Source organism: Amycolatopsis sp. WQ 127309 (assembly GCF_023023025.1).
GTDB lineage: Bacteria > Actinomycetota > Actinomycetes > Mycobacteriales > Pseudonocardiaceae > Amycolatopsis.
Window position 1 is genome coordinate 2,784,634 of record NZ_CP095481.1, and the last position, 18,708, is coordinate 2,803,341.

Below are 18,708 nucleotides of genomic sequence, written 5' to 3' on the forward strand. Positions count from 1 at the left end.
GCGTCAGTTCTTCTCTTCCACGGCCCGGCCCGACCGCAGGGCGACGACCAGCCCGATCGCCAGCAGGACGACCGCGCCGGCGATCCACACCCAGATCGGCACCCCGGTGGACGACGACTGCGACGTCGCCTGCGAGGAGGAGCCGCCGGGCGACTTCGCCGCGTCCACGGTCGCCGGCGTGCCGGTGCCCGCGGCGGTGAGGGTGAACGTCAGCTCGCCGGTCACCGGGTGGCCGTCCGCGGACAGCACCCGGTAGCCGATCGTGTACTTCCCGGCCGGTCCGAGCGGCCGCAGCGGCGCGCTGATGACGTTGTTCACCACGCTGATCGGTCCCTCGGCCCACTGGCCGCCGCCGGGTCCGGTCACCGCGATCTGGTTGACGTCCGCGCCCTGCACGTACTGGTCGAACGTCAAGCTGACCTTCTGCGGCCCGGCGGCGACGGACGAGCCGTTCGCCGGGTCCGCGGAGATCAGCACGTTGTGCGCCAGCGCCGGGGTGGCCGTGCCGAGCACGGCCACCACCGTCAACGCCAGCGCCACGAGCGCTTTCCGCATTTAGCTGGCGCCTCCCGGCTTCGCTGTGGCCTTGCGGGCCCGGATGGTCGCGCCGGCCCCGACACCGAGACCGATCGCGCCCACGAGCAGGCCGGCCCCGCCGAGCCAGCGCGCGGTGCTGTCCGACGTCGACGACGCCGCGGCTTCAGTGTGCTCGCCGGTGGTCGACGCGGTGTTCGCGCCCATCCCGGCGTGCTCGTCGCCGTCGGCGGCCTTCGCGGCCAGCTTGACGACCGGCGCCGGGTGCTCCGGTTCTTCGCCACTGGCCGGGGTCGGCTGGTTCCAGTCGACGACCTTGCCGTCGCTGTAGGTCTGGTGGGCCGGGAACTCGACCTCGTCCACGTTGGACGGCAGCGGGCCGAAGCTGACCTCGAACTCCTGGTAGTCGGTGGACTTGAGCTCGCTGCCCGGCGCCGCGGTCCACGTCACCGCGGTGACGGCCTCGGTGATCTGCGTGCCGTTGTCCTTGGTGATCGGGGTCGGCAGCTTCGACTTGGTCACGTTCGCGGTCCAGCCGGGCACCGGCTTGGTGCGCACCGAGCCGATGCCGTAGTCCGCCTTGAAGTCGACGGCGACCTTGGTGGTCATCGTGGTCGGCTCTTCGCTCGGCACGCGGAACACGATCGCCGCGTAGCCGCCCTTCGTCGGCTGGGCGCCGTAGACGTTGGCGGTGACGTGCGCGGAGGCGACGCCGGTGCCGAGGAGACCGGCGACACCGATGGTGGCGGCGAGGAAACCGGCGCGCTTGAAGACGTGCTGGGACATGCGTTCACTCCTGATGAACTCAAAAAGGGGACAGCGAACTCGGGGGTTCGCTGGTGCGGGGGAAGAAGCTCGGTTCAGGAGTGGGCGGGCGGGCCGCGCCGCCCGCGGATCCGGCGCAGGTCGACGCCGACGAGGTGGCTCGGCGCCGCGGTGCGGGCCGGGACGAGCGAGGCGGCCGCGACCGGCACCGGCAGCGGGCCGAGCAGCCGCGGCAGGATCGCCCGCAACGCGGCCAGCAGGGCGACCAGCGTCTCGTCCGCGCGGGCGAGCAGGAGCGCCGTGACCACGGTCGCGACGGCGTGCGCGGTGACCATGCCGAGGCTTTCGGTGCCCGGCATGGCGTACATGTCGTGGTGCTCGGCGAGCGTCGTGAGCAGCAGGTGCATCACGAGCTGGGCCGCGCCCAGGAGGCCGATGGTGGCGAGCGGGCCGCGGGCCTTGCGGGCCAGCGCGGTCGCCGTCCAGCCGAACAGGCCGCTGAGCAGCACGGTCATCGCCGGATCCGGCAGCCCGCCGTCGGCGAGCCGGTGCGCGGTAACGGTGAGCGCACCCGCGGTCACCGCGAGCAACACGCCGCGAGTAGCACCCAGCACGGCGGGACGCCGTCCTGAAGTGCTCATGGCGAACACTCTAAGCGACTCCCCGACGGGTGATTTGGTGATCCCGTCAACTGAGCACACGTGGAGTTCACGGCTCCCGAACGTGATCGGTTCAACGGTGCCATCGCCGGGCTCCGCCCCGGGCCGGGGGCTCCGCCACCCGGAACCCCCGAAAAAACCGGCCTTTTGTTGCCGATCACGTCCGGATACGGAACGGTGTCGGAATCAATGAGGCCTGGAACGGGGGTTTGGCTTCGGCGCACGGTGGGTACTGAGCCGTCGGTCAGGAGCTAGCCCGTTCGGGTGAAGCCTCACGGACGCGGGCGGGAGTGCGGACACGGATGAATCTCTTCGAGTACATCTCGGACCGGGCGAGCAAGTTGTGGTTGGAGGCCTACCTGCACACCAGCCTGGTGGTGCAGTGCACGATCCTCGCGGCGGTGCTCGGCGTGCTGATCGGGGTGGCGGTCTACCGCAGCCCGATCGGTTCGGCGCTCGCCACCGCACTGGCCAGCACGATCCTGACGGTGCCGTCCTTCGCCCTCCTGGGGCTGCTGATCCCGATCTCCGGGCTCGGTCCGACGACCGCTGTCATCGCGCTGGTGCTCTACGGCCTCCTGCCGATCGTCCGTAACACCATCGTGGGGCTCGACGGCGTCGACCCCGCGATCACCGATGCCGCGCGCGGCATCGGGATGAGCCGGTTCGGCGTGCTGACCCGGGTCGAGCTGCGCCTGGCCTGGCCGGCGATCCTCACCGGGATGCGGGTCTCCACGCAGATGCTGATGGGCATCGCGGTGATCTCGGCCTACGCGAAGGGCCCCGGCCTCGGCGCCGAGGTCTTCTCCGGGCTCACGAACGCGGGGAGCACGAACTCCCTGAACCAAGCCGTCACCGGCACGGTCGGGGTCGTCATCCTCGCCCTGATCCTCGACGGCGTCTACGTCCTGATCAAGCGCTTCACCATCTCGAGGGGTGTCCGTGGCTGAGAACGCTGTGACCGAAGAAAACGGCGTCTCCGGCGTCGAGATCGAACTGGAGCACGTCACCAAGAAGTACGCCGGGACCCGCGAAGCCGCCGTCGACGACTTCTCCATGGTCGTGCCCGCCGGCAAGATCGTCGTCTTCGTCGGCCCGTCCGGCTGCGGCAAGACCACCACGATGCGGATGATCAACCGGCTGATCGAGCCGACGTCCGGCCGGATCACCATCGGCGGCGACGACGCGCTCAAGCTGGACGTCGACACCCTGCGCCGCCGGATCGGCTACGCGATCCAGCAGGCCGGGCTCTTCCCGCACTTCACCGTCGCGCAGAACATCGGGGTCGTGCCGGGCCTGCTCGGCTGGGACAAGCAGAAGGTCAACGACCGGGTCGAGGAGATGATGGACCTGGTCGGCCTCGACGCGGCCGACTTCCGCGACCGCTTCCCGCGGCAGCTCTCCGGTGGTCAGCAGCAGCGTGTCGGCGTCGCCCGCGCGCTGGCGGCCGACCCGCCGGTGCTGCTGATGGACGAGCCGTTCGGCGCGGTCGACCCGATCACCCGCGGCAACCTCCAGGACGAGCTCCTGCGGCTGCAGACGGAGCTGAAGAAGACCATCGTCTTCGTCACGCACGACTTCGACGAGGCCGTGAAGCTCGGCGACAAGATCGCGGTGCTGGGCAACCAGTCGTCGATCCTGCAGTACGACACGCCCGAGGCGATCCTGGCGAACCCGGCCAACGACACGGTCGCCGGGTTCGTCGGCGCCGGAGCGTCGCTGAAGCAGCTGACGCTGCTGCGGGTCCGCGACGTCGAGCTCCAGCAGGACGCGCTGACCGCGACGGTCGACGACGACCCGGCCGAGGTCCGCAAGAAGCTCGAAGACCAGCGCAAGCACTTCGCACTGGTCCTCGACCAGCGCAAGCGGCCGATCCGCTGGGCGCACGTGCGCGAGCTGACGTCGGCGTCGTCACTGGCGACCGCCGGCCGGCCGCTGCGAGACATCGTCAGCCTGCAGTCGACGCTGCAGGACGCGCTCGAGGCGATGCTCGCCGAGGGCGGTTCGGTGCCGGTGACCGGTGCGCGCGGGGAGTACGCGGGCACCATCCAGCTGGACACCGTGATCGCGACCATCCAGCACCTGCGTGAAGAGCACACGAACGGTGAGGAGGTGTCCGCATGACCGCTGCCGTCGATACCGGTTTTTCCACCGAGTCCGGCTCCAAGCGCGCGGAACGCGTCCGGCTGTTCGCGCAGCCCGCCGTGGTGCTGGTGATCGTCGCCGTGACCCTGATCTGGGTGTTCTCGAGCGGCTTGACCGCGACCGAGAAGGAGACGCTCAACGCCTCTTCGCTGTTCACAGCGCTGGGTGACCACGTCTTGATGACGCTGGTGGTGACCGCGATCGTCGTACTGGTCGCGGTGCCGCTCGGGGTGATCGTGACGCGGCCGTGGGCGCGGTTCCTCGCGCCGATCTTCCTGGCGATCGCGAACATCGGCCAGGCCGCGCCCGCGCTCGGCGTGCTGGTGCTGTGGTTCATCGTCACCGGCGCGACCGGCGGGCTGTGGGTGGCGGCGCTGCCGCTGGCCTTCTACTCGCTGCTGCCGGTGCTGCGGAACACGATGGTCGGCATCCAGCAGGTCGACGAGTCGCTGATCGACGCGGGCCGCGGCATCGGGATGTCGGCGAGCGCGGTGCTGTTCCGCGTCGAGATGCCGCTGGCCGTCCCGCTGATCCTGGCCGGCCTGCGCACCTCACTGGTGCTGGCGGTCGGCACCGCGACGTTCGGCATGTTCGTCAACGCCGGCGGGTTCGGGCTGCTCATCGACACCGGGTACAAGCTGAACCTGACCTCGGTGCTGGTCACCGGTTCGGTGCTGGCCGTGGCGCTCGCGCTGCTGGTCGACTGGCTCGGCGCGGTCGCCGAACAGTTCTTCGGACCGAAGGGGCTGCGATGAAACTCCGGCGTTTTACGGCAGTCTTCGGCGCGGCGGTGCTGGGCGCGACGCTCTCGGCGTGCGGGCTGACGGTCAACCAGGCCGTGCCCTACGACATCCAGCCGGGCACGATCCAGCCGATCCCGTCGCTGCAGGGCCTGAAGGTCACGGTGGGGTCGAAGGACTTCACCGAGAACATCATCCTGGCGTACATGGCCGAGATGGCCCTGACCGCGTCGGGCGCGGACGTCGTCGACCTGTCGGACATCAAGGGGTCCAACTCGTCGCGGCAGGCGCTGCTCTCCGGGCAGACCGACGTCACCTGGGAGTACACCGGCACGGGCTGGATCAACTACCAGGGCAACGAGCTCCCGGTGCCCGGCGGCGAGAAGGCCCAGTACGAGGCGACGGCCAAGGCCGACGAAGAGAAGTTCGGTGTCACCTGGCTGAACTACTCGCCGCTCAACGACCAGTACGCCTTCGCCGTCACCGAGGCGTACGGCGCGCAGAACAACCTGAAGACGACGTCGGACCTCGCGGCGTTCATCAAGCAGAAGCCGGACCAGGCGGTGTTCTGCCTGGAGACGGAGTTCACCAGCCGCCAGGACGGGTTCCCGGCCGCGGTGAAGGCCTACGGCTTCCAGAACCCGAAGATCGAGAACTTCGGCATCGGCACGATCTACTCGGCGGTCGCGGGCGGCACGTGCCCGGTCGGCGAGGTGTTCACCACCGACGGCCGGATCTCCGGGCTCAACCTGCGGGTGCTCGAGGACGACAAGAAGGCGTTCCCGCAGTACAACGCGGTCGCGACGCTGCGCACGGACTTCATCAAGGCGCACCCGGACATCCGCGGCCCGCTGGAGAAGATCAGCGCGGCGATCGACAACGAGCAGATGGTCCAGCTCTGCAAGCAGGTCGACGTCGACGGCCAGGACGCGGGCAAGGTGGCCCACGACTGGATGGTCAAGAAGGGCTTCGTGAAGTAGCCCGCCACGACGGGGAACGGCCGGGCAGCACACGCTGCCCGGCCGTTTCGCTGTCTCAGGCGGCCGCGCCGGGACCGGGCAGCGGGTCGACGTCGCGGGCGTGCATCGGCTCGCCGCAGTGGGTGCACCGCACGCCGGCCGCGCTGATCTCGCCGCACCCGCGGTGGCGGTAGACCACCGGCGGCCCGGCCGCGCCGGCGAGCCACTTGTCACCCCAGCCGGCCATCACCATGAGCAGGTCGACGAGGTCGGTGCCCTTCTCCGTCAGGACGTACTCGTAGCGCGGCCGCTGGTCGTAGGGCCGCCGGTCGAGCACGCCGTGCTCGACGAGGTGGTTCAGCCGCTCGGTCAGGACCTTGCGCGAGATGCCGAGGTCGGCCTGGAGCTGCTCGAACCGGGTGAAGCCGACCCAGACGTCCCGCAGGATCAGCGGTGACCACGGCTCGCCGATGACGACGAGCGTGCGCGCGATCGAGCACGCCATTTCGCCGAAGTTCGTGCGCTGCATGAGCCCAGCTTACGCCTTGGGGTTCCCTCAGGGAACTCTGACTGCTACGGTTCTGGAGTCTCTTGAAGGAACTCTGGGAGGATGACGAGATGGGCAAGGTCTTCGGCGCACACGCGGTGTCGGTCGACGGGTACATCACCGGCGCCGGACCCGGCCCCGGTCACGGGCTCGGCGACGGCGGTTCGCTCTTCGACTGGTACTTCGCCGGCGACACGCCCAGCGCGGTGTTCGACGGCTTCAAGCTGAGCGAGCCGAGCGCGCGGGTCTTCGACGACGTCGCCGGCCGCGTCGGCGCGGTCGTCGCGGGCCGCAACACCTACGAGGACTCCGACCGCTTCGGCGGCGGCAGCCCGCACCCGACGGCGCCGCTCGTCCTGCTCAGCCACCGCCCGGCGCCCGGGATCACCGACCGGCAGACGCTCGTCACCACCGGGATCGAGGACGCCGTCGCGGCGGCGCGCGGGATCGCCGGCGACAAGGACGTCACCCTGATGGGTGGCGGTGTGCTGACCGAAGGGCTCAAGGCGGGGCTCGTCGACGAAGTCGTCCTGCACCAGGTGCCGGTCCTGCTCGGCGGCGGGCGTCCGTTCTTCCAAGCGCTGCCCCAGCACGTGCGCCTCCGCCTTCTCGAAGTTGTCCCGGCGCCCGGTGTCACCCATCTTCGATACGCAGTCGAAAACTGAAGGAGCAGCTCACATGATCAACGACGACCTGCGCGAGATCCTCAACGGCACCCCGATCGCCCACATCGCCACCGTGCTGCCCGACGGCGGCCCGCACGCCGTCCCGGTCTGGATCGGCACCCACGGCGACCACATCGCCGTCTTCACCGGCCCGGGCGCCCGCAAGGCCCGCAACTGGGACCGCGACCCCCGCGTCGCGATCTCCCTGACGCCGTCCGACAACCCGTACCAGCCGGTGATCATCCGCGGCACGGTCGTCGAACGGATCGACGGCGACGCCGGCTGGGACATCGTCGACACCATCGCGAAGAAGTACACCGGCGGCCCGTACCCGCGTGAGCAGGAACGCTTCGCCGTGCTCATCGAGCCCACCAGCCAGCAGGTGGGGATGCGCTGAGCGCCTAGATGCCCAGGCGGTGCAGCAGCTGACCCTCCAACCGCTCCAGCTCGCCGGCGACCGCGCGGTGCGCCGACTTCCGGCGCGCCGCCGGCATCCGCTCGGCGGCACGGACCGTCGCCGACAGCTGCTCCAGCGTCCCGAGCGAGTCCTTCACGAACTCGACGTCGGCGGGCGTCGCTTTCTCGGACTTCTGCAGGTCCCGGCAGCCTTCGGCGATGCCCGCGATCCGCGCGTGCAGCGCCGCGCCGCGGCCGGTGTAGCTGCCGAGCTGGTCGACCTCGACCCCGAGCTTCCGCGCCTGGTAGCGGTCGTACACCTCCCGGGCGGCGCCCGCCGCGCGCACCGCGTACGGCGCGACCACGGGAATCACGACGGGGCCGAGCACCTTGGCCACCGCGATCGCGTTCTTCGTCTTCTTGGGGGTGAATCGGCCTTCACCCTCGACCTTGGCCTTGCGCGCCATGGCACCTCCTGCGACGTGTCGAAGTCCGAACTTACTGGTCTTGCCCGTGGCGGGCATGGCGGCTCGGCGGTGGCCTCTAGAGTGATCTCCATGAAGGGCGAGGTGGTACTCGACGCGGGAGCGGTCAGCCGCTGCCGCCGCCGGGTGCACCTCGAGCACGATCCGCTGATGCGCGGGGTGCCGCTGTCGCCGCCGGATCCGACGGCGCAGCAGCGGATCGCCGACGCCGCAGCGCATCGGGACGACATCGTCACCCGGCTGATGGCCGCGTCCGGCGGACCTGAGCAGTGGGTGAAGATCGACCGCGACCTCCCGGCGGGCGAGCGCGTCGAACGCACCGAGCAGGCCTTCGCCGCCGAAGCGCGCTACATCTGGGGCGCGTTGCTGCCGGTCGACCCGGCCGGGCACCGGCGCGGCGGCATCGACCTGCTCGTCCGCACCGGCCGCGGGTACGTGCCGGTGCTCGTGGTGCGCCACCGCATCACCGACCGCGGCGCCGGCGCGATCGTCACCGAGATGACCGACCTCGACCCGGCCAACCGCGCCTCCGACAGCGGCCGCAAGGTCCGTTCGCAGCCGCGTGACCAGCTCCGGCTGGTGCACATCCGCCGGATGCTGCAGACGCTCGGGCAGGCCGACGAAGGCCTCGTCCTCGGCGGCGTGATCGGCCTCGACGCCGACGTCGTCGTCTGGCACGACCTCACCGCGGGCACCTGGCCGAACGGGCGCAGCGCGATCACCGAGTACCAGGCCCGGTTCGCCGACCGGCTCGCCATCGCCAACGCGGCGGCGAACGGCGAGGAGCCGCTGGCCGAGCCGTCGCGGGTGCTGGAGTGCCGCGGCTGTCCCTGGTGGCCGACGTGCGAAGCGCTGCTCACCGAGACCCGGGACGTCAGCCTCGTGGTGCGCGGTGAGGACGCGATGGAGCTGCGCCGCGCCGGCGTGTCCACTGTGGACAACCTGGCCGCGCTCGACCCGGCGGGCGAGGCGCCGGTGATCAACTGGACCGGCGTGACGTTCCCGGACGCCGTCGTGCTCGCCCGCGCCTGGCTGGCCGGCCTCACGCTCGTCCGCCGCGTCGACCGGGTCGACGTACCGCGCGGCGACGTCGAGGTCGACGTCGACATGGAGAGCTTCGGCGACGCCGGCGCGTACCTCTGGGGCTGCCTGCTCAGCGGCGCCGACATCGGCCTGGAGCCGGGCTACCGCGCGTTCGCGACGTGGGACCCGCTGCCGACCGGCGACGAAGCCCGCTCGTTCGCCGAGTTCTGGGCCTGGCTGACCGACGTCCGTGAGCGCACCGAAGCGGCGGGGCTGACCTTCCGCGCCTACTGCTACAACGCGCTCGCCGAGAACCGCTGGCTCTTCGGCTCGGTCGAGCGCTTCGGCGACCACCCGGGCATCCCTGCCAAGAAGGAAGTCCAGTCCTTTGTGGACTCCGAGGAGTGGGTCGACCTCTTCCGCAGCGTCACCGACCAGTTCCTGTGCTCCCAGGGCAAGGGCCTGAAGGTGATCGCCCCGGCCGCCGGCTTCTCCTGGCGCGACCCGGAGGCGGGCGGCGAGGCGTCGATGCGCTGGTACCGCGACGCCGTCGGGATGGACGGCGAGACGCCGGACGACACCCAGCGCGAGCGGCTCCTGCGCTACAACGAGGACGACGTCCTCGCGACGCACGCCCTGCGTGGCTGGATTCGCGAGCGGGCCCAGGTCGAGGTCCCGTACATGTTCGACCTCTGATTGTTTCACCGGCCAAGACACTTGCCTGCTGTCGTGTCTTGCGTATACTCGTCCACGAGTATTCGGCTACGAGGAGTGCGGGATGAAGCGACGGAAGGTCGGCAACCTGCTCGGGCTGGCCGTGCTGTCCGTCGTGCTGGAACGCCCGATGCACCCCTACGAGATGGCGGCCGTGCTCAAGTACCGCGGCAAGGAAGCCGACCTGCCGATCAAGTGGGGCTCGCTCTACACGGTCGTCGCGAACCTCCAGAAGCACGGCTTCCTCGAGGCCGTCGGCAGCGTCAAGGACGGCGGCCGGCCCGAGCGGACCGTCTACCGGATCACGAAGGCCGGGCACGAGGAGTTCGAGGACTGGGTCCGCGAGCTCGTCGGCACGGTCGAACGGGAGCCGCCGCGGTTCCAGTCCGGGCTGTCGATGATGGGCGTTCTCGGCCCGGACCAGACGGTCAGCCTGCTGCGGCAGCGCATCGAGCAGCTCGAAGACCACGTCGAGGCGCAACGGGCGTCGCTCGAGCAGCTGCGTCCGATGATGCCGCGGCTGTTCCTGGTGGAGGTCGAGTACGACCTGGCGATGACGCTCGCCGAAGTGGAGTGGACCAGGGCCTTCCTGGGCGAGCTGACCAGTGGCGCCGTGCCCGGCATCGAGGCCTGGCGGCGTTACTACGAGACCGGTGAACTCCCTGCTGACCTGGGGGAGCTCGTGGAAAAAGAGAAGTAGCACGGACCCCGGGCAGTGCTGGCACACCGCCCGGGGTCCTCGACCCCGAACCGAGCACGCCCGGTCACGAGGTGGCACCGGTAAGGATAACCGGGCGGCTCTTCGGTTCGGCTCACCCGAAGAGGAGAGATCCATGGAAACGACCCGCAAGCACAAAGTGCCCGAGATGGAGGGCCGTCAGGCTCGCTGGTACGCCAAGAACCGGGGGACCGAGGCGCAGCTGAAGCAGTACCGGCGGCAGGCGGCGGAAGTGGTGGCCGGGCTGGCGGCCGGCGCCGAGATCCTGGAGGTGGCGCCCGGTCCCGGGTTCTTCGCCATCGAGCTGGCGAAGCTCGGCTTCCGCGTCACCGGGCTCGACATCAGCCACACGATGGTCGAGATCGCGCTCGAAGAGGCCGCGCGCGCCGGGATGGCCGTCGACTTCCGGCAGGGCGACGTCACGAGGGCGCCGTTCGCCGACGAGTCGTTCGACCTGCTGGTCTGCCAGGCCGCGTTCAAGAACTTCCGGCAGCCGGTGACGGCGTTGAACGAGATGCACCGGGTGCTGCGGCCGGGCGGGTTCGCGGTGATCCACGACCTGAACCACCAGGCCACCGGCGCCGACATCCAGCGTGAGGTCGACTCGATGGACGTGGGCGTGCTCAGCGGCTTCACCGTGCGGCAGACGCTCGGCTGGCTGCGGCGCCGCGCGTTCACCCCGGCGCAGTTCGAGGAGCTGGCCGCCGAAAGCGAGTTCGGCGGCTGCTCGGTCACCCAGGCCGGCATCGGCCTGGAGGTCCGTCTCACCCGCTGAGACGAGCTTTCCCTAGGAAAGATGCGTCCGAGGGCCCCTCGGACGCATCTTTCCCGGAGAAAGTGGCGCCCTTGGGCGTCAGCGCGGGGCCATGCGCAGGGAGCCGTCCATGCGGACGACTTCGCCGTTGAGGTAGTCGTGGTCGATCAGGGACAGCGCGAGCTGCGCGTACTCGTCCGGGCGCGCGAGGCGCTTGGGGAACGGGACGCCGGCGGCGAGCGACGCGCGGAAGTCGTCGCTGACGGTGGCGAGCATCGGGGTGTCGACGATGCCGGGTGCGATGGTCAGCACGCGGATGCCCTGCGAGGCCAGGTCGCGGGCCGCGGGCAGGGTCATGCCGACGATGCCGCCCTTGGACGACGCGTAGGCGACCTGCCCGATCTGGCCGTCGAAGGCGGCGATGGACGCGGTGTTGATGATGACGCCGCGGGCGTCGTCTTCGAGCGGCTCGGTCTTCGCGATCGCCTCGGCCGCGACCGTGAGCACGTTGAAGCTGCCGATCAGGTTGATCTGGACGACCTTCGCGTAGAGCGCGAGGTCGTGGCGGCCCTTCTTGGACAGGATCCGCGCGGACGGCCCGATGCCGGCGCAGTTCACGACGGTCCGCAGCGGCACCCCCGAGCCGGCGGCGGTCGCGACGGCGGCCTCGACCTGGTCGACGTCGGTCACGTCGGCCTCGACGTAGGTGATGCCGTCGACCTGCTCGGCCTTCTCGATCGAGGCGGCGAGGTCGAGTGCGAACACCCGCGCGCCCTTGGCCGCGAGGGCCTTCGCCGTCGCCCCGCCGAGGCCGGACGCACCCCCGGTGACGAGCGCCGCGGTGTCGGTGATCTGCATCTGTGCCGTTCCCTTCGTCCTTCGATTCGCCCCAGGTTAACGCTCGTTCGCATCGGCGCGATTCGTGTCTTCGCTCACCGCTCCCGGAGGCGACCGGTTCCGTTAGCGCGGTGGCCAACTCCGGCTGTCACCTTCAGCACCATGACGCCTGCTCGGATCGTGGTGGTGGGAACGGGTTACGTCGGACTGACCACGGGCGCTTGCCTGGCCAGCCTGGGGCATTACGTCACGTGCGTGGACGTCGACCGCGCGAAGGTGTCGAGACTGCGTGCCGGGCGCGTGGACATCCTCGAACCGGGCCTGGCCGAGCTGGTCGGCCGCGGCGTCGCGGCCGGACGGCTCCAGTTCGTCGTCGGTGCGCGGGACGCCGTCCGTGACGCCGAAGCCGTGTTCCTCTGCGTCCCGACGCCGATGGGGGCCGGCGGCTCCGCGGACCTGCGCGCGGTGGAGGCGGTGGTCGCCGAGATCGGCGACGTCCTGCCCGACGGGTGCGCGCTGGTCACCAAGTCGACCGTGCCGGTCGGCACGGCGCAGCGGATCGAGGCGATGCTGGGCCGCACCGGCGTCCCGGTGGTGTCGAACCCCGAGTTCCTGCGCGAGGGCACCGCGGTCGCGGACTTCCTGGGCCCGGACCGGATCGTCGTCGGCTCGGACGACCTCGCCGCCGCGCGCTGGGTCGGCGAGCTGTACGCCGACCTCGCGGCGCCGGTCGTCGTCTCCGACGCGGCGAGCGCGGAGCTCGTGAAGTACGCCGCGAACTGCTACCTCGCGCTCAAGCTGTCCTACGTGAACTCGATCGCCGAGCTGTGCGAGCGCCTCGGCGCGGACATCGACCTCGTCACCGAGGGCATGGGCCACGACCGGCGGATCGGGCGGACGTTCCTCAAGCCCGGCCCGGGCTGGGGCGGCTCGTGCCTGCCGAAGGACACCAGCGCGCTGGTCAAGGTGGCCGAGTCGGTGAACTACGACTTCAAGATGCTGACGTCGGCCATCGACGAGAACATCGCCCAGCGCGACCGGATCGTCGCGAAGATCGCCGGCGCGGTCGGCGGCACGCTCGCCGGGGCCCGGATCGGCGTGCTGGGCCTGGCCTTCAAGGCGGGCACCAACGACCTGCGCGACTCGCCGGCGCTCGCCGTGTGCTCGGTGCTGGGCGCGCTCGGCGCCGAGCTGATCGCCTACGACCCGGCGGTCGGCAGCGAGCTGCCCGGGATGACCGTGGTCGACGACGCCTACCAGGTCGCGAAGGACGCGGACGTCGTCGTCGTGCTGACCGAGTGGGCCGAGTTCAAGCGCCTCGACTGGGCCGCGATGGCCGAGCTGATGGACGGCGTCGACGTCGTCGACACGCGCAACCTGCTGGACCCGCGGGTGATCGTCGACGCGGGGCTGTCCTGGCAGGGTGTCGGCCGGCCGCGGGCGGCGGCGCGAATCAAGGTTTCCTGACGGCGACCGCCTGGCTAAGATCGTCGGCACGGCATCGCGTGTCGGTCACCGGCTGGGTGAGGCATGGAGGTGGCGGGAGTGCCCCGGAGGCATTTCACCCGTGTCAGCATCAGTTTCCGTTGAATTGAACCACTTGATCGTCCCGTCCCGGAACAACCGGGAATCCGCCGAATTCCTGGCGCACCTGCTCGGCCTCGAGGTCGGGGAGGAATGGGGCCCGTTCATCCCGGTCGAGGTCCGCAACGGCGTCCGCCTGGACTTCGCGACCATCCCCGAGCAGGACCTCCGCCTGCAGCACTACTGTTTCCTGATCCCGGAGGACGACTTCGACGCCGTCTTCGCGCGGCTCGTCGAAACCGGCGTGACCTACCACGCCGATCCGATGGGCAAGCAGGTCGGCGAAATCAACCACAACCACGGCGGCCGTGGCGTCTATTTCCTCGATCCCGGCGGGAACGGGATGGAAATCATCACGCAGCCGTACGAGCCGGAGCGGCAACGCCCGGCTTCCTGGTAGCTGTCCGGACCCCGTGCGTCCCGAGGGGCGCGCGGGGTCCTTAGCAATGCGTACTATCGGGGCATGTTCACGACGAGGCCCGAGCTGGCCGGCACCTTCGGGATGGTCGCGTCGACGCACTGGCTGGCTTCGGCCACCGGGATGGCGGTGCTGGAGGACGGCGGCAACGCGTTCGACGCGGCGGTCGCCGCCGGGTTCGTCCTGCAGGTCGCCGAGCCGCACCTGTGCGGGCCGGCGGGCCAGGTGCCCGGCATCTTCGTGACGGCGGGCGACCCGACACCCCGCGCGCTCGCGAGCCAGGGCCCGTCGCCCGCGGCCGCGACGCCCGGGCACTTCGCCGACCTGGGTCTCGACCTGATCCCGGGCAGCGGCCTGCTCCCGGCGACCGTCCCGGGCGCCTGGGACGGCTGGCTCCTCCTGCTTCGCGACTACGGCACGAAGTCGCTTCGCGAGGTGCTGCGCTACGCGATCGGCTACGCGCGCAACGGCACGCCGCTGGTCTCGCGGGTCGGCGACACGATCCGCGCCGTCGAAGGGCTGTTCGTCGAGCACTGGCCGACGTCGGCGGCGCTCTGGCTGCCGGACGGCAAGCCCGCGGCGGGCCTGCACAAGAACCCCGCGCTGGCGGACACGTGGGAGCGTCTCCTGCGTGAGGCCGAGGCCGTCTCCGGCCGCGAAGCGCAGCTCGACGCCGGCCGTCGTGCCTGGTCGCAAGGGTTTGTCGCCGAAGCGATCGACGCGTTCAGCCGCACGGCGTTCCGCGACGACTCGGGCCGCGACCACGCGGGCCTGCTCACCGGCGAAGACCTCGCGTCGTGGTCGGCGAGCTACGAAGACCCCGTCTCGGTGGACGTCGACGACTGGCGCCTGGTCAAGCTGGGCGGCTGGACGCAGGGCCCGGCGTTGTTGCAGCAGGCGTTGCTGCTGCACGGTTTCCGCGACGAGCTGTCCTTTGTGGACGGAGTGGCGTCGGAGCGCACGGTGCACCTGTCGGTCGAAGCGGCGAAGCTCGCCTTCGCGGACCGCGAGGCCTGGTACGGCGACACCGACGTCCCGCTGGACGTGCTGCTCTCGGCGTCGTACACCGACGCCCGGCGCGCGTTGATCACCGACACGGCGTCCGCGGACCTGCGGCCCGGCGACGCCCGCGGGCCCGCCCGGCTCCCGGCGATCCTGGACTCGCTGCAGGGCGTGCGTGCGGAAGGTGGCGCGACGGGCGAGCCGACGGTCGGTCCCCAGGGCCAGACCCGCGGCGACACGGTCCACCTCGACGTCGTCGACGCGGCGGGCAACCTGGTGTCGCTGACGCCGTCCGGCGGCTGGCTGCAGTCCAGCCCGACGATCCCCGAGCTGGGCTTCTGCCTCGACTCGCGCGGCCAGATGTTCTGGCTGGAGCAGGGCCTGCCGAACTCCCTGGCCCCGGGCAAGCGCCCGCGCATCACGCTGTCGCCGTCGCTGGCGCTACGTGACGGCGTCCCGACGCTGGCGTTCGGCACCCCGGGTGGTGACCAGCAGGACCAGTGGCAGCTGTGCTTCTGGCTCGCCCACGTCTACGGCGGCCTGAACCTCCAGGAGGCGATCGACGCGCCGGCCTGGCACACGACGGCGTTCCCCAGCTCGTTCTACCCGCGCTCGTGGAACCCGCGCGAGCTGGTGGTCGAGTCGCGCCTGGGCGCGGCCACCCTGGACGGTTTGCGAAACCGCGGCCACGAGCTGATCGACGCCGGCGACTGGGCGCTGGGCCGTCTCGCGGCGGTCTCCCGGTCCGAAGGCGTGCTCCGCGCGGGGGCCAACGCCCGCGGCATGCAGGGGTACGCGGCGGGCCGGTAGCGCCGATCGAAGAAATCCGGGATTCACCCGTCGGAAAACCTCGCCCCCGAGCGACGATGAGGGTGTGACGGAACCTCGGGTGCAACCGGACCCGGCCTTCGCGCTGCTCGGGCTCTACGAGACCGCGCTGCCGGAGGTCTACGGGTACCTGCTGTCCCGGTGCGGTGACCGGACGCTCGCCGAGGAGCTCACTTCCGAGACCTTCCTCGGGGCGGTCGCCGCCTGTCGCAAGGAGTACGCACCGCCAGTGAGCACCGGGTGGCTGATCGGCGTCGCCCGGCACAAGCTCGCCGACCACTGGCGGCGCAAAGAACGTGAGGAACGCGGACTGCGCCTGGTTCACGACAGTGAGCCGGACGTCGAGGATCCCTGGGACGAGCAGCTCGACGCGTTGCGCGCGCGACAGGTGCTCGGATCCCTCGGGCCCCACCACCAAGCGGCCCTGACCCTGCGCTACGTCGACGGCCTCGGCGTCCCCGAGGTCGCCGGCCACCTGGGCCGCAGCGTGCACGCCACCGAGGCGCTGCTCGTGCGGGCCCGCGCCGCGTTCCGGCGTTCCTACGAGAAGGGGGGTCGCGATGCCTGAGCCGTTCGACGCGCTCCGCCGGCCCTCCGACCGGGTCGACCCCGACCCGGACTTCGCCGCCGAACTGCGCGACAACCTGCGTCGCGTGATCTTGAACGGAGCCGACATGACCACCACCGAGACACCGGCGACGACCGCCGAACTGCGGTCGCTGACGCCTTACCTCGCCGTGTCCGACGCCCGCGCCGCGCTCGACTTCTACGTCGACGTCTTCGGCGCGACCCGGCGCGGTGAGCCGTACCTGATGGACGACGGCCGGATCGGGCACGCCGAGCTGGCCATCGGTGACGCCGTGCTGATGCTCGCCGAGGAGTACCCGGAGATCGGGCACGTCACTGCCGAGGGTGGCGCGTCGGTGCGGGTCGAGGTGCCGGACCCGGACGTCAGCGTCACCCGCGCCCTCGAACTCGGCGCGACGCTGATCCGCGCGGTGAGCGACTCGCCGTACGGCCGCGGCGGCTCGTTCCGCGACCCGTTCGGCCAGCGCTGGCTGGTGTCGCAGAGCGTCCCGAAGCCGGAACCGCAGCCCCAGCCGGGCGAGTCGATGTACTTCACGTTCCAGGTCCCGGACGCCGAACCCGCGAAGGCGTTCTACGGCGCGGTGCTCGGCTGGCAGTTCACCCCCGGCTCGGTCGAAGGCGCCTGGAACCTCGAGGGCGACGGCCGGCCTGGCGGCCTGTGGGGCGGGCCCGGCCGCCAGATCGGCTGGAAGCTGATGTTCGCGGTGGACGACCTGGAAGCCGCGCTCACCCGGGTGCGTGACCAGGGCGGCCAAGCGGGCGAAGTCGAGAACCACCCGTACGGCTTCACGGCGGACTGCACCGACAACCAGGGCATCGAGTTCTGGCTCTGGGAGCAGCCGGGCAGCTGATCACGCTCGCGGGTCCGGCAGCCGCCTGGCGGTGATCGCGACGACCACCGCCAGCACCGCGATCAGGCCGATGACCAGCGCGAACGCGTCCCGGACGCCCAGCACGCCCGGCGCCGACAGGGCCGCGTACAGGCTCCCGAGCGTCGCGATGCCGAGCGCCAGCGACGTCTGCTGGGTCGTCGTCATGACGCCCGAGCCGACGCCGGCCAGGTCCGTCGGGACGTGGGACAACACGATCCGGAACAACGTCGTCATCGCGAGCGCGTTGCCCACGCCGATCGCCACCATCGACGGCGCCAGGTCGAGGATCGTCAGGTTCGGCCACTGCGCCAGCGACGTGCAGAGCAGCGCCACCATGCCGACCGCGTTGATCGCGCCACCGACCGCGACGACCTTCTGGCCGTACCGCGTCACCAGGCGGCTGCTCAGCATCGACACCGTGAAGTACGCGACGGCCATCGGCGTCAGCGCCGCGCCCGCGCCGAGCGGCCCGAAGTGCAGGCCCTCCTGCAGCGTCATCGCGTAGACGAACATGAACGAGCCGAACGCGCAGAAGAACGGGACCCCCACCAGCAGCCCACGGCGGACGCTCGGCAGCCGCATCACCGACGGCGGCAGCAACGGCGTCCCGCCGAGCCGCTCGAGACGTCGCTCGACGTGCACGAACGCGGCCGCGGCGAACGGGGACAGCGCCAGCAGCGCGATCGTCCACACCGGCCAGCCCAGCGCGCGGCCTTCCATCAGCGGGACCAGGAACGACAGGAGCGTCACGGCCAGCAACGTCGTCCCGAGCCGGTCGACGCCCAGCGGGTTGTGCGCGCGGCTTTCCGGCAGGCGGCGCGCCAGCAGCAGCACGACCAGCCCGATCGGGACGTTCACCAGGAAGATCGGACGCCAGCCGGTGCCGAACAGGTTCGCCGCCACCAGGGCGCCGCCGGCGAGCTGGCCGACGACCGTCGAGAGGCCGCCCGTCGCCCCGAACAGCCCGAGGGCACGGGACCGCTCTTCGCCGGACGTCGTCGCCTGGATGATCGAGAGCACCTGCGGCAGCAGCAACGCCGACGCCGCCCCCTGCGCGGCGCGGGCGATCACCAGCGTGGTCGCCGTCGGGGCGATTCCGCAGGCCAGGGACGTCAGCGTGAACAGCCAGAGGCCCGCGAAGAACAGCCGGCGGCGGCCGAACGAGTCGCCGAGGCGGCCGCCGACCACCAGCAGCACCGCGTACGCGATGCCGTAGGCGGCGACCACCAGCTCCAGCGTGGCCGTGGACGCGTGGAGGTCGGCGTCGATCGTGGGCAGGGCGACGTTGACGATGAAGAAGTCGATGATCGGGAGTGCCGCCCCCAGCAGCACGGTGACCAGGCCGGCGGGGGTCAGTCCCGGCGTGGCCGGGGCGCCGGGGGTGCTCGGCGCGAGTTGGGTCGTGGTCATGGCTACTACGATCGACCTCGAGCTAACCTGGTACCAGTTGTTGTTTATCCGGGTACCGCCACTAC

21 protein-coding genes are annotated in these 18,708 nt (G+C 70.9%); 14 read left to right on the plus strand and 7 right to left on the minus strand.

Features of this window, described 5'->3' with window-relative positions; translation table 11 throughout:
- Nucleotides 1-3: 3 nt before the first annotated feature.
- The 3 genes from MUY22_RS12735 to MUY22_RS12745 all read right to left on the minus strand — a co-directional run bounded on the left by MUY22_RS12735 (nt 4) and on the right by MUY22_RS12745 (nt 1,889).
- Nucleotides 4-555 carry a copper resistance CopC family protein gene (locus tag MUY22_RS12735; protein ID WP_247059754.1) on the minus strand — a complete coding sequence of 184 codons (552 nt, stop codon included), beginning with the start codon at nt 553-555 and terminating at the stop codon, nt 4-6.
- Nucleotides 556-1,320: a YcnI family protein gene (locus MUY22_RS12740; RefSeq protein ID WP_247059755.1), complete on the minus strand. Its 765-nt coding sequence runs from the start codon at nt 1,318-1,320 to the stop codon at nt 556-558.
- Nucleotides 1,321-1,394: 74 nt separating this feature from the next.
- The gene (locus MUY22_RS12745; protein ID WP_247063841.1) at nt 1,395-1,889 is read right to left on the minus strand and encodes a hypothetical protein; all 495 of its coding nucleotides are present in this window, start codon (nt 1,887-1,889) and stop codon (nt 1,395-1,397) included.
- A gap of 371 nt (nt 1,890-2,260) precedes the next feature.
- Between MUY22_RS12745 and MUY22_RS12750 the strand changes: the two genes are divergently transcribed.
- Genes MUY22_RS12750 through MUY22_RS12765 form a run of 4 tightly spaced genes read left to right on the plus strand, consistent with a single transcriptional unit; the run spans nt 2,261 to nt 5,823 of the window.
- Entirely contained in the window at nt 2,261-2,908 is a 648-nt protein-coding gene (locus MUY22_RS12750; protein WP_247059756.1) for an ABC transporter permease, read from the plus strand.
- A complete protein-coding gene (locus tag MUY22_RS12755) occupies nt 2,895-4,082 on the plus strand; it encodes an ABC transporter ATP-binding protein (protein WP_247059757.1) in 1,188 nt (395 codons plus the stop codon). The genes MUY22_RS12750 and MUY22_RS12755 overlap by 14 nt, the downstream gene beginning before the upstream one ends.
- On the plus strand, nt 4,079-4,858 hold the full coding sequence (locus MUY22_RS12760; protein ID WP_247059758.1) for an ABC transporter permease: 780 nt from the start codon (nt 4,079-4,081) through the stop codon (nt 4,856-4,858). Before MUY22_RS12755 ends, MUY22_RS12760 begins: the two co-directional genes overlap by 4 nt.
- On the plus strand, nt 4,855-5,823 hold the full coding sequence (locus tag MUY22_RS12765; RefSeq protein WP_247059759.1) for a glycine betaine ABC transporter substrate-binding protein: 969 nt from the start codon (nt 4,855-4,857) through the stop codon (nt 5,821-5,823). The genes MUY22_RS12760 and MUY22_RS12765 overlap by 4 nt, the downstream gene beginning before the upstream one ends.
- 55 nt (nt 5,824-5,878) lie before the next feature.
- On the opposite strand, the gene MUY22_RS12770 is transcribed toward MUY22_RS12765, so the two are convergent.
- Nucleotides 5,879-6,331, minus strand: a complete 453-nt coding sequence (locus MUY22_RS12770; protein ID WP_247059760.1) for a helix-turn-helix domain-containing protein — start codon at nt 6,329-6,331, stop codon at nt 5,879-5,881.
- Nucleotides 6,332-6,420: 89 nt separating this feature from the next.
- Here MUY22_RS12770 and MUY22_RS12775 point away from each other — a divergent pair, with 89 nt between their 5' ends.
- On the plus strand, nt 6,421-7,014 hold the full coding sequence (locus MUY22_RS12775) for a dihydrofolate reductase family protein (RefSeq protein WP_247063843.1): 594 nt from the start codon (nt 6,421-6,423) through the stop codon (nt 7,012-7,014).
- Nucleotides 7,015-7,027: 13 nt separating this feature from the next.
- Nucleotides 7,028-7,411, plus strand: a complete 384-nt coding sequence (locus tag MUY22_RS12780; protein WP_247059762.1) for a PPOX class F420-dependent oxidoreductase — start codon at nt 7,028-7,030, stop codon at nt 7,409-7,411.
- 4 nt (nt 7,412-7,415) lie between these two features.
- Here MUY22_RS12780 and MUY22_RS12785 read toward each other — a convergent pair whose 3' ends face one another.
- A complete protein-coding gene (locus tag MUY22_RS12785; protein WP_371827608.1) occupies nt 7,416-8,036 on the minus strand; it encodes a DUF6474 family protein in 621 nt (206 codons plus the stop codon).
- Here MUY22_RS12785 and MUY22_RS12790 point away from each other — a divergent pair.
- From MUY22_RS12790 to MUY22_RS12800, 3 genes are all read left to right on the plus strand, one after another.
- Nucleotides 7,968-9,614 carry a TM0106 family RecB-like putative nuclease gene (locus MUY22_RS12790; RefSeq protein ID WP_247059764.1) on the plus strand — a complete coding sequence of 549 codons (1,647 nt, stop codon included), beginning with the start codon at nt 7,968-7,970 and terminating at the stop codon, nt 9,612-9,614. The two genes, MUY22_RS12785 and MUY22_RS12790, sit on opposite strands and share 69 nt — an antisense overlap.
- A gap of 82 nt (nt 9,615-9,696) precedes the next feature.
- On the plus strand, nt 9,697-10,332 hold the full coding sequence (locus MUY22_RS12795) for a PadR family transcriptional regulator (RefSeq protein ID WP_247059765.1): 636 nt from the start codon (nt 9,697-9,699) through the stop codon (nt 10,330-10,332).
- 133 nt (nt 10,333-10,465) lie between these two features.
- Nucleotides 10,466-11,125 (plus strand): class I SAM-dependent methyltransferase, encoded by a 660-nt coding sequence (locus MUY22_RS12800; RefSeq protein ID WP_247059766.1) that lies wholly within the window; start codon nt 10,466-10,468, stop codon nt 11,123-11,125.
- A gap of 78 nt (nt 11,126-11,203) precedes the next feature.
- On the opposite strand, the gene MUY22_RS12805 is transcribed toward MUY22_RS12800, so the two are convergent.
- The gene (locus tag MUY22_RS12805; RefSeq protein ID WP_247059767.1) at nt 11,204-11,962 is read right to left on the minus strand and encodes an SDR family NAD(P)-dependent oxidoreductase; all 759 of its coding nucleotides are present in this window, start codon (nt 11,960-11,962) and stop codon (nt 11,204-11,206) included.
- Between the two features lie 141 nt (nt 11,963-12,103).
- Between MUY22_RS12805 and MUY22_RS12810 the strand changes: the two genes are divergently transcribed.
- From MUY22_RS12810 to MUY22_RS12830, 5 genes are all read left to right on the plus strand, one after another.
- Nucleotides 12,104-13,408, plus strand: coding sequence for a UDP-glucose/GDP-mannose dehydrogenase family protein (locus MUY22_RS12810; protein ID WP_247059768.1), 1,305 nt, complete (start codon nt 12,104-12,106; stop codon nt 13,406-13,408).
- 133 nt (nt 13,409-13,541) lie between these two features.
- A complete protein-coding gene (locus MUY22_RS12815; RefSeq protein WP_247059769.1) occupies nt 13,542-13,925 on the plus strand; it encodes a VOC family protein in 384 nt (127 codons plus the stop codon).
- Nucleotides 13,926-13,988: 63 nt separating this feature from the next.
- Entirely contained in the window at nt 13,989-15,755 is a 1,767-nt protein-coding gene (locus tag MUY22_RS12820) for a gamma-glutamyltransferase family protein (protein ID WP_247059770.1), read from the plus strand.
- A gap of 64 nt (nt 15,756-15,819) precedes the next feature.
- Nucleotides 15,820-16,341, plus strand: a complete 522-nt coding sequence (locus MUY22_RS12825) for an RNA polymerase sigma factor (RefSeq protein ID WP_247059772.1) — start codon at nt 15,820-15,822, stop codon at nt 16,339-16,341.
- Nucleotides 16,334-17,212, plus strand: coding sequence for a VOC family protein (locus tag MUY22_RS12830; RefSeq protein ID WP_247059774.1), 879 nt, complete (start codon nt 16,334-16,336; stop codon nt 17,210-17,212). Before MUY22_RS12825 ends, MUY22_RS12830 begins: the two co-directional genes overlap by 8 nt.
- On the opposite strand, the gene MUY22_RS12835 is transcribed toward MUY22_RS12830, so the two are convergent.
- On the minus strand, nt 17,213-18,643 hold the full coding sequence (locus MUY22_RS12835) for an MFS transporter (protein WP_247059776.1): 1,431 nt from the start codon (nt 18,641-18,643) through the stop codon (nt 17,213-17,215).
- Nucleotides 18,644-18,708: the final 65 nt, after the last annotated feature.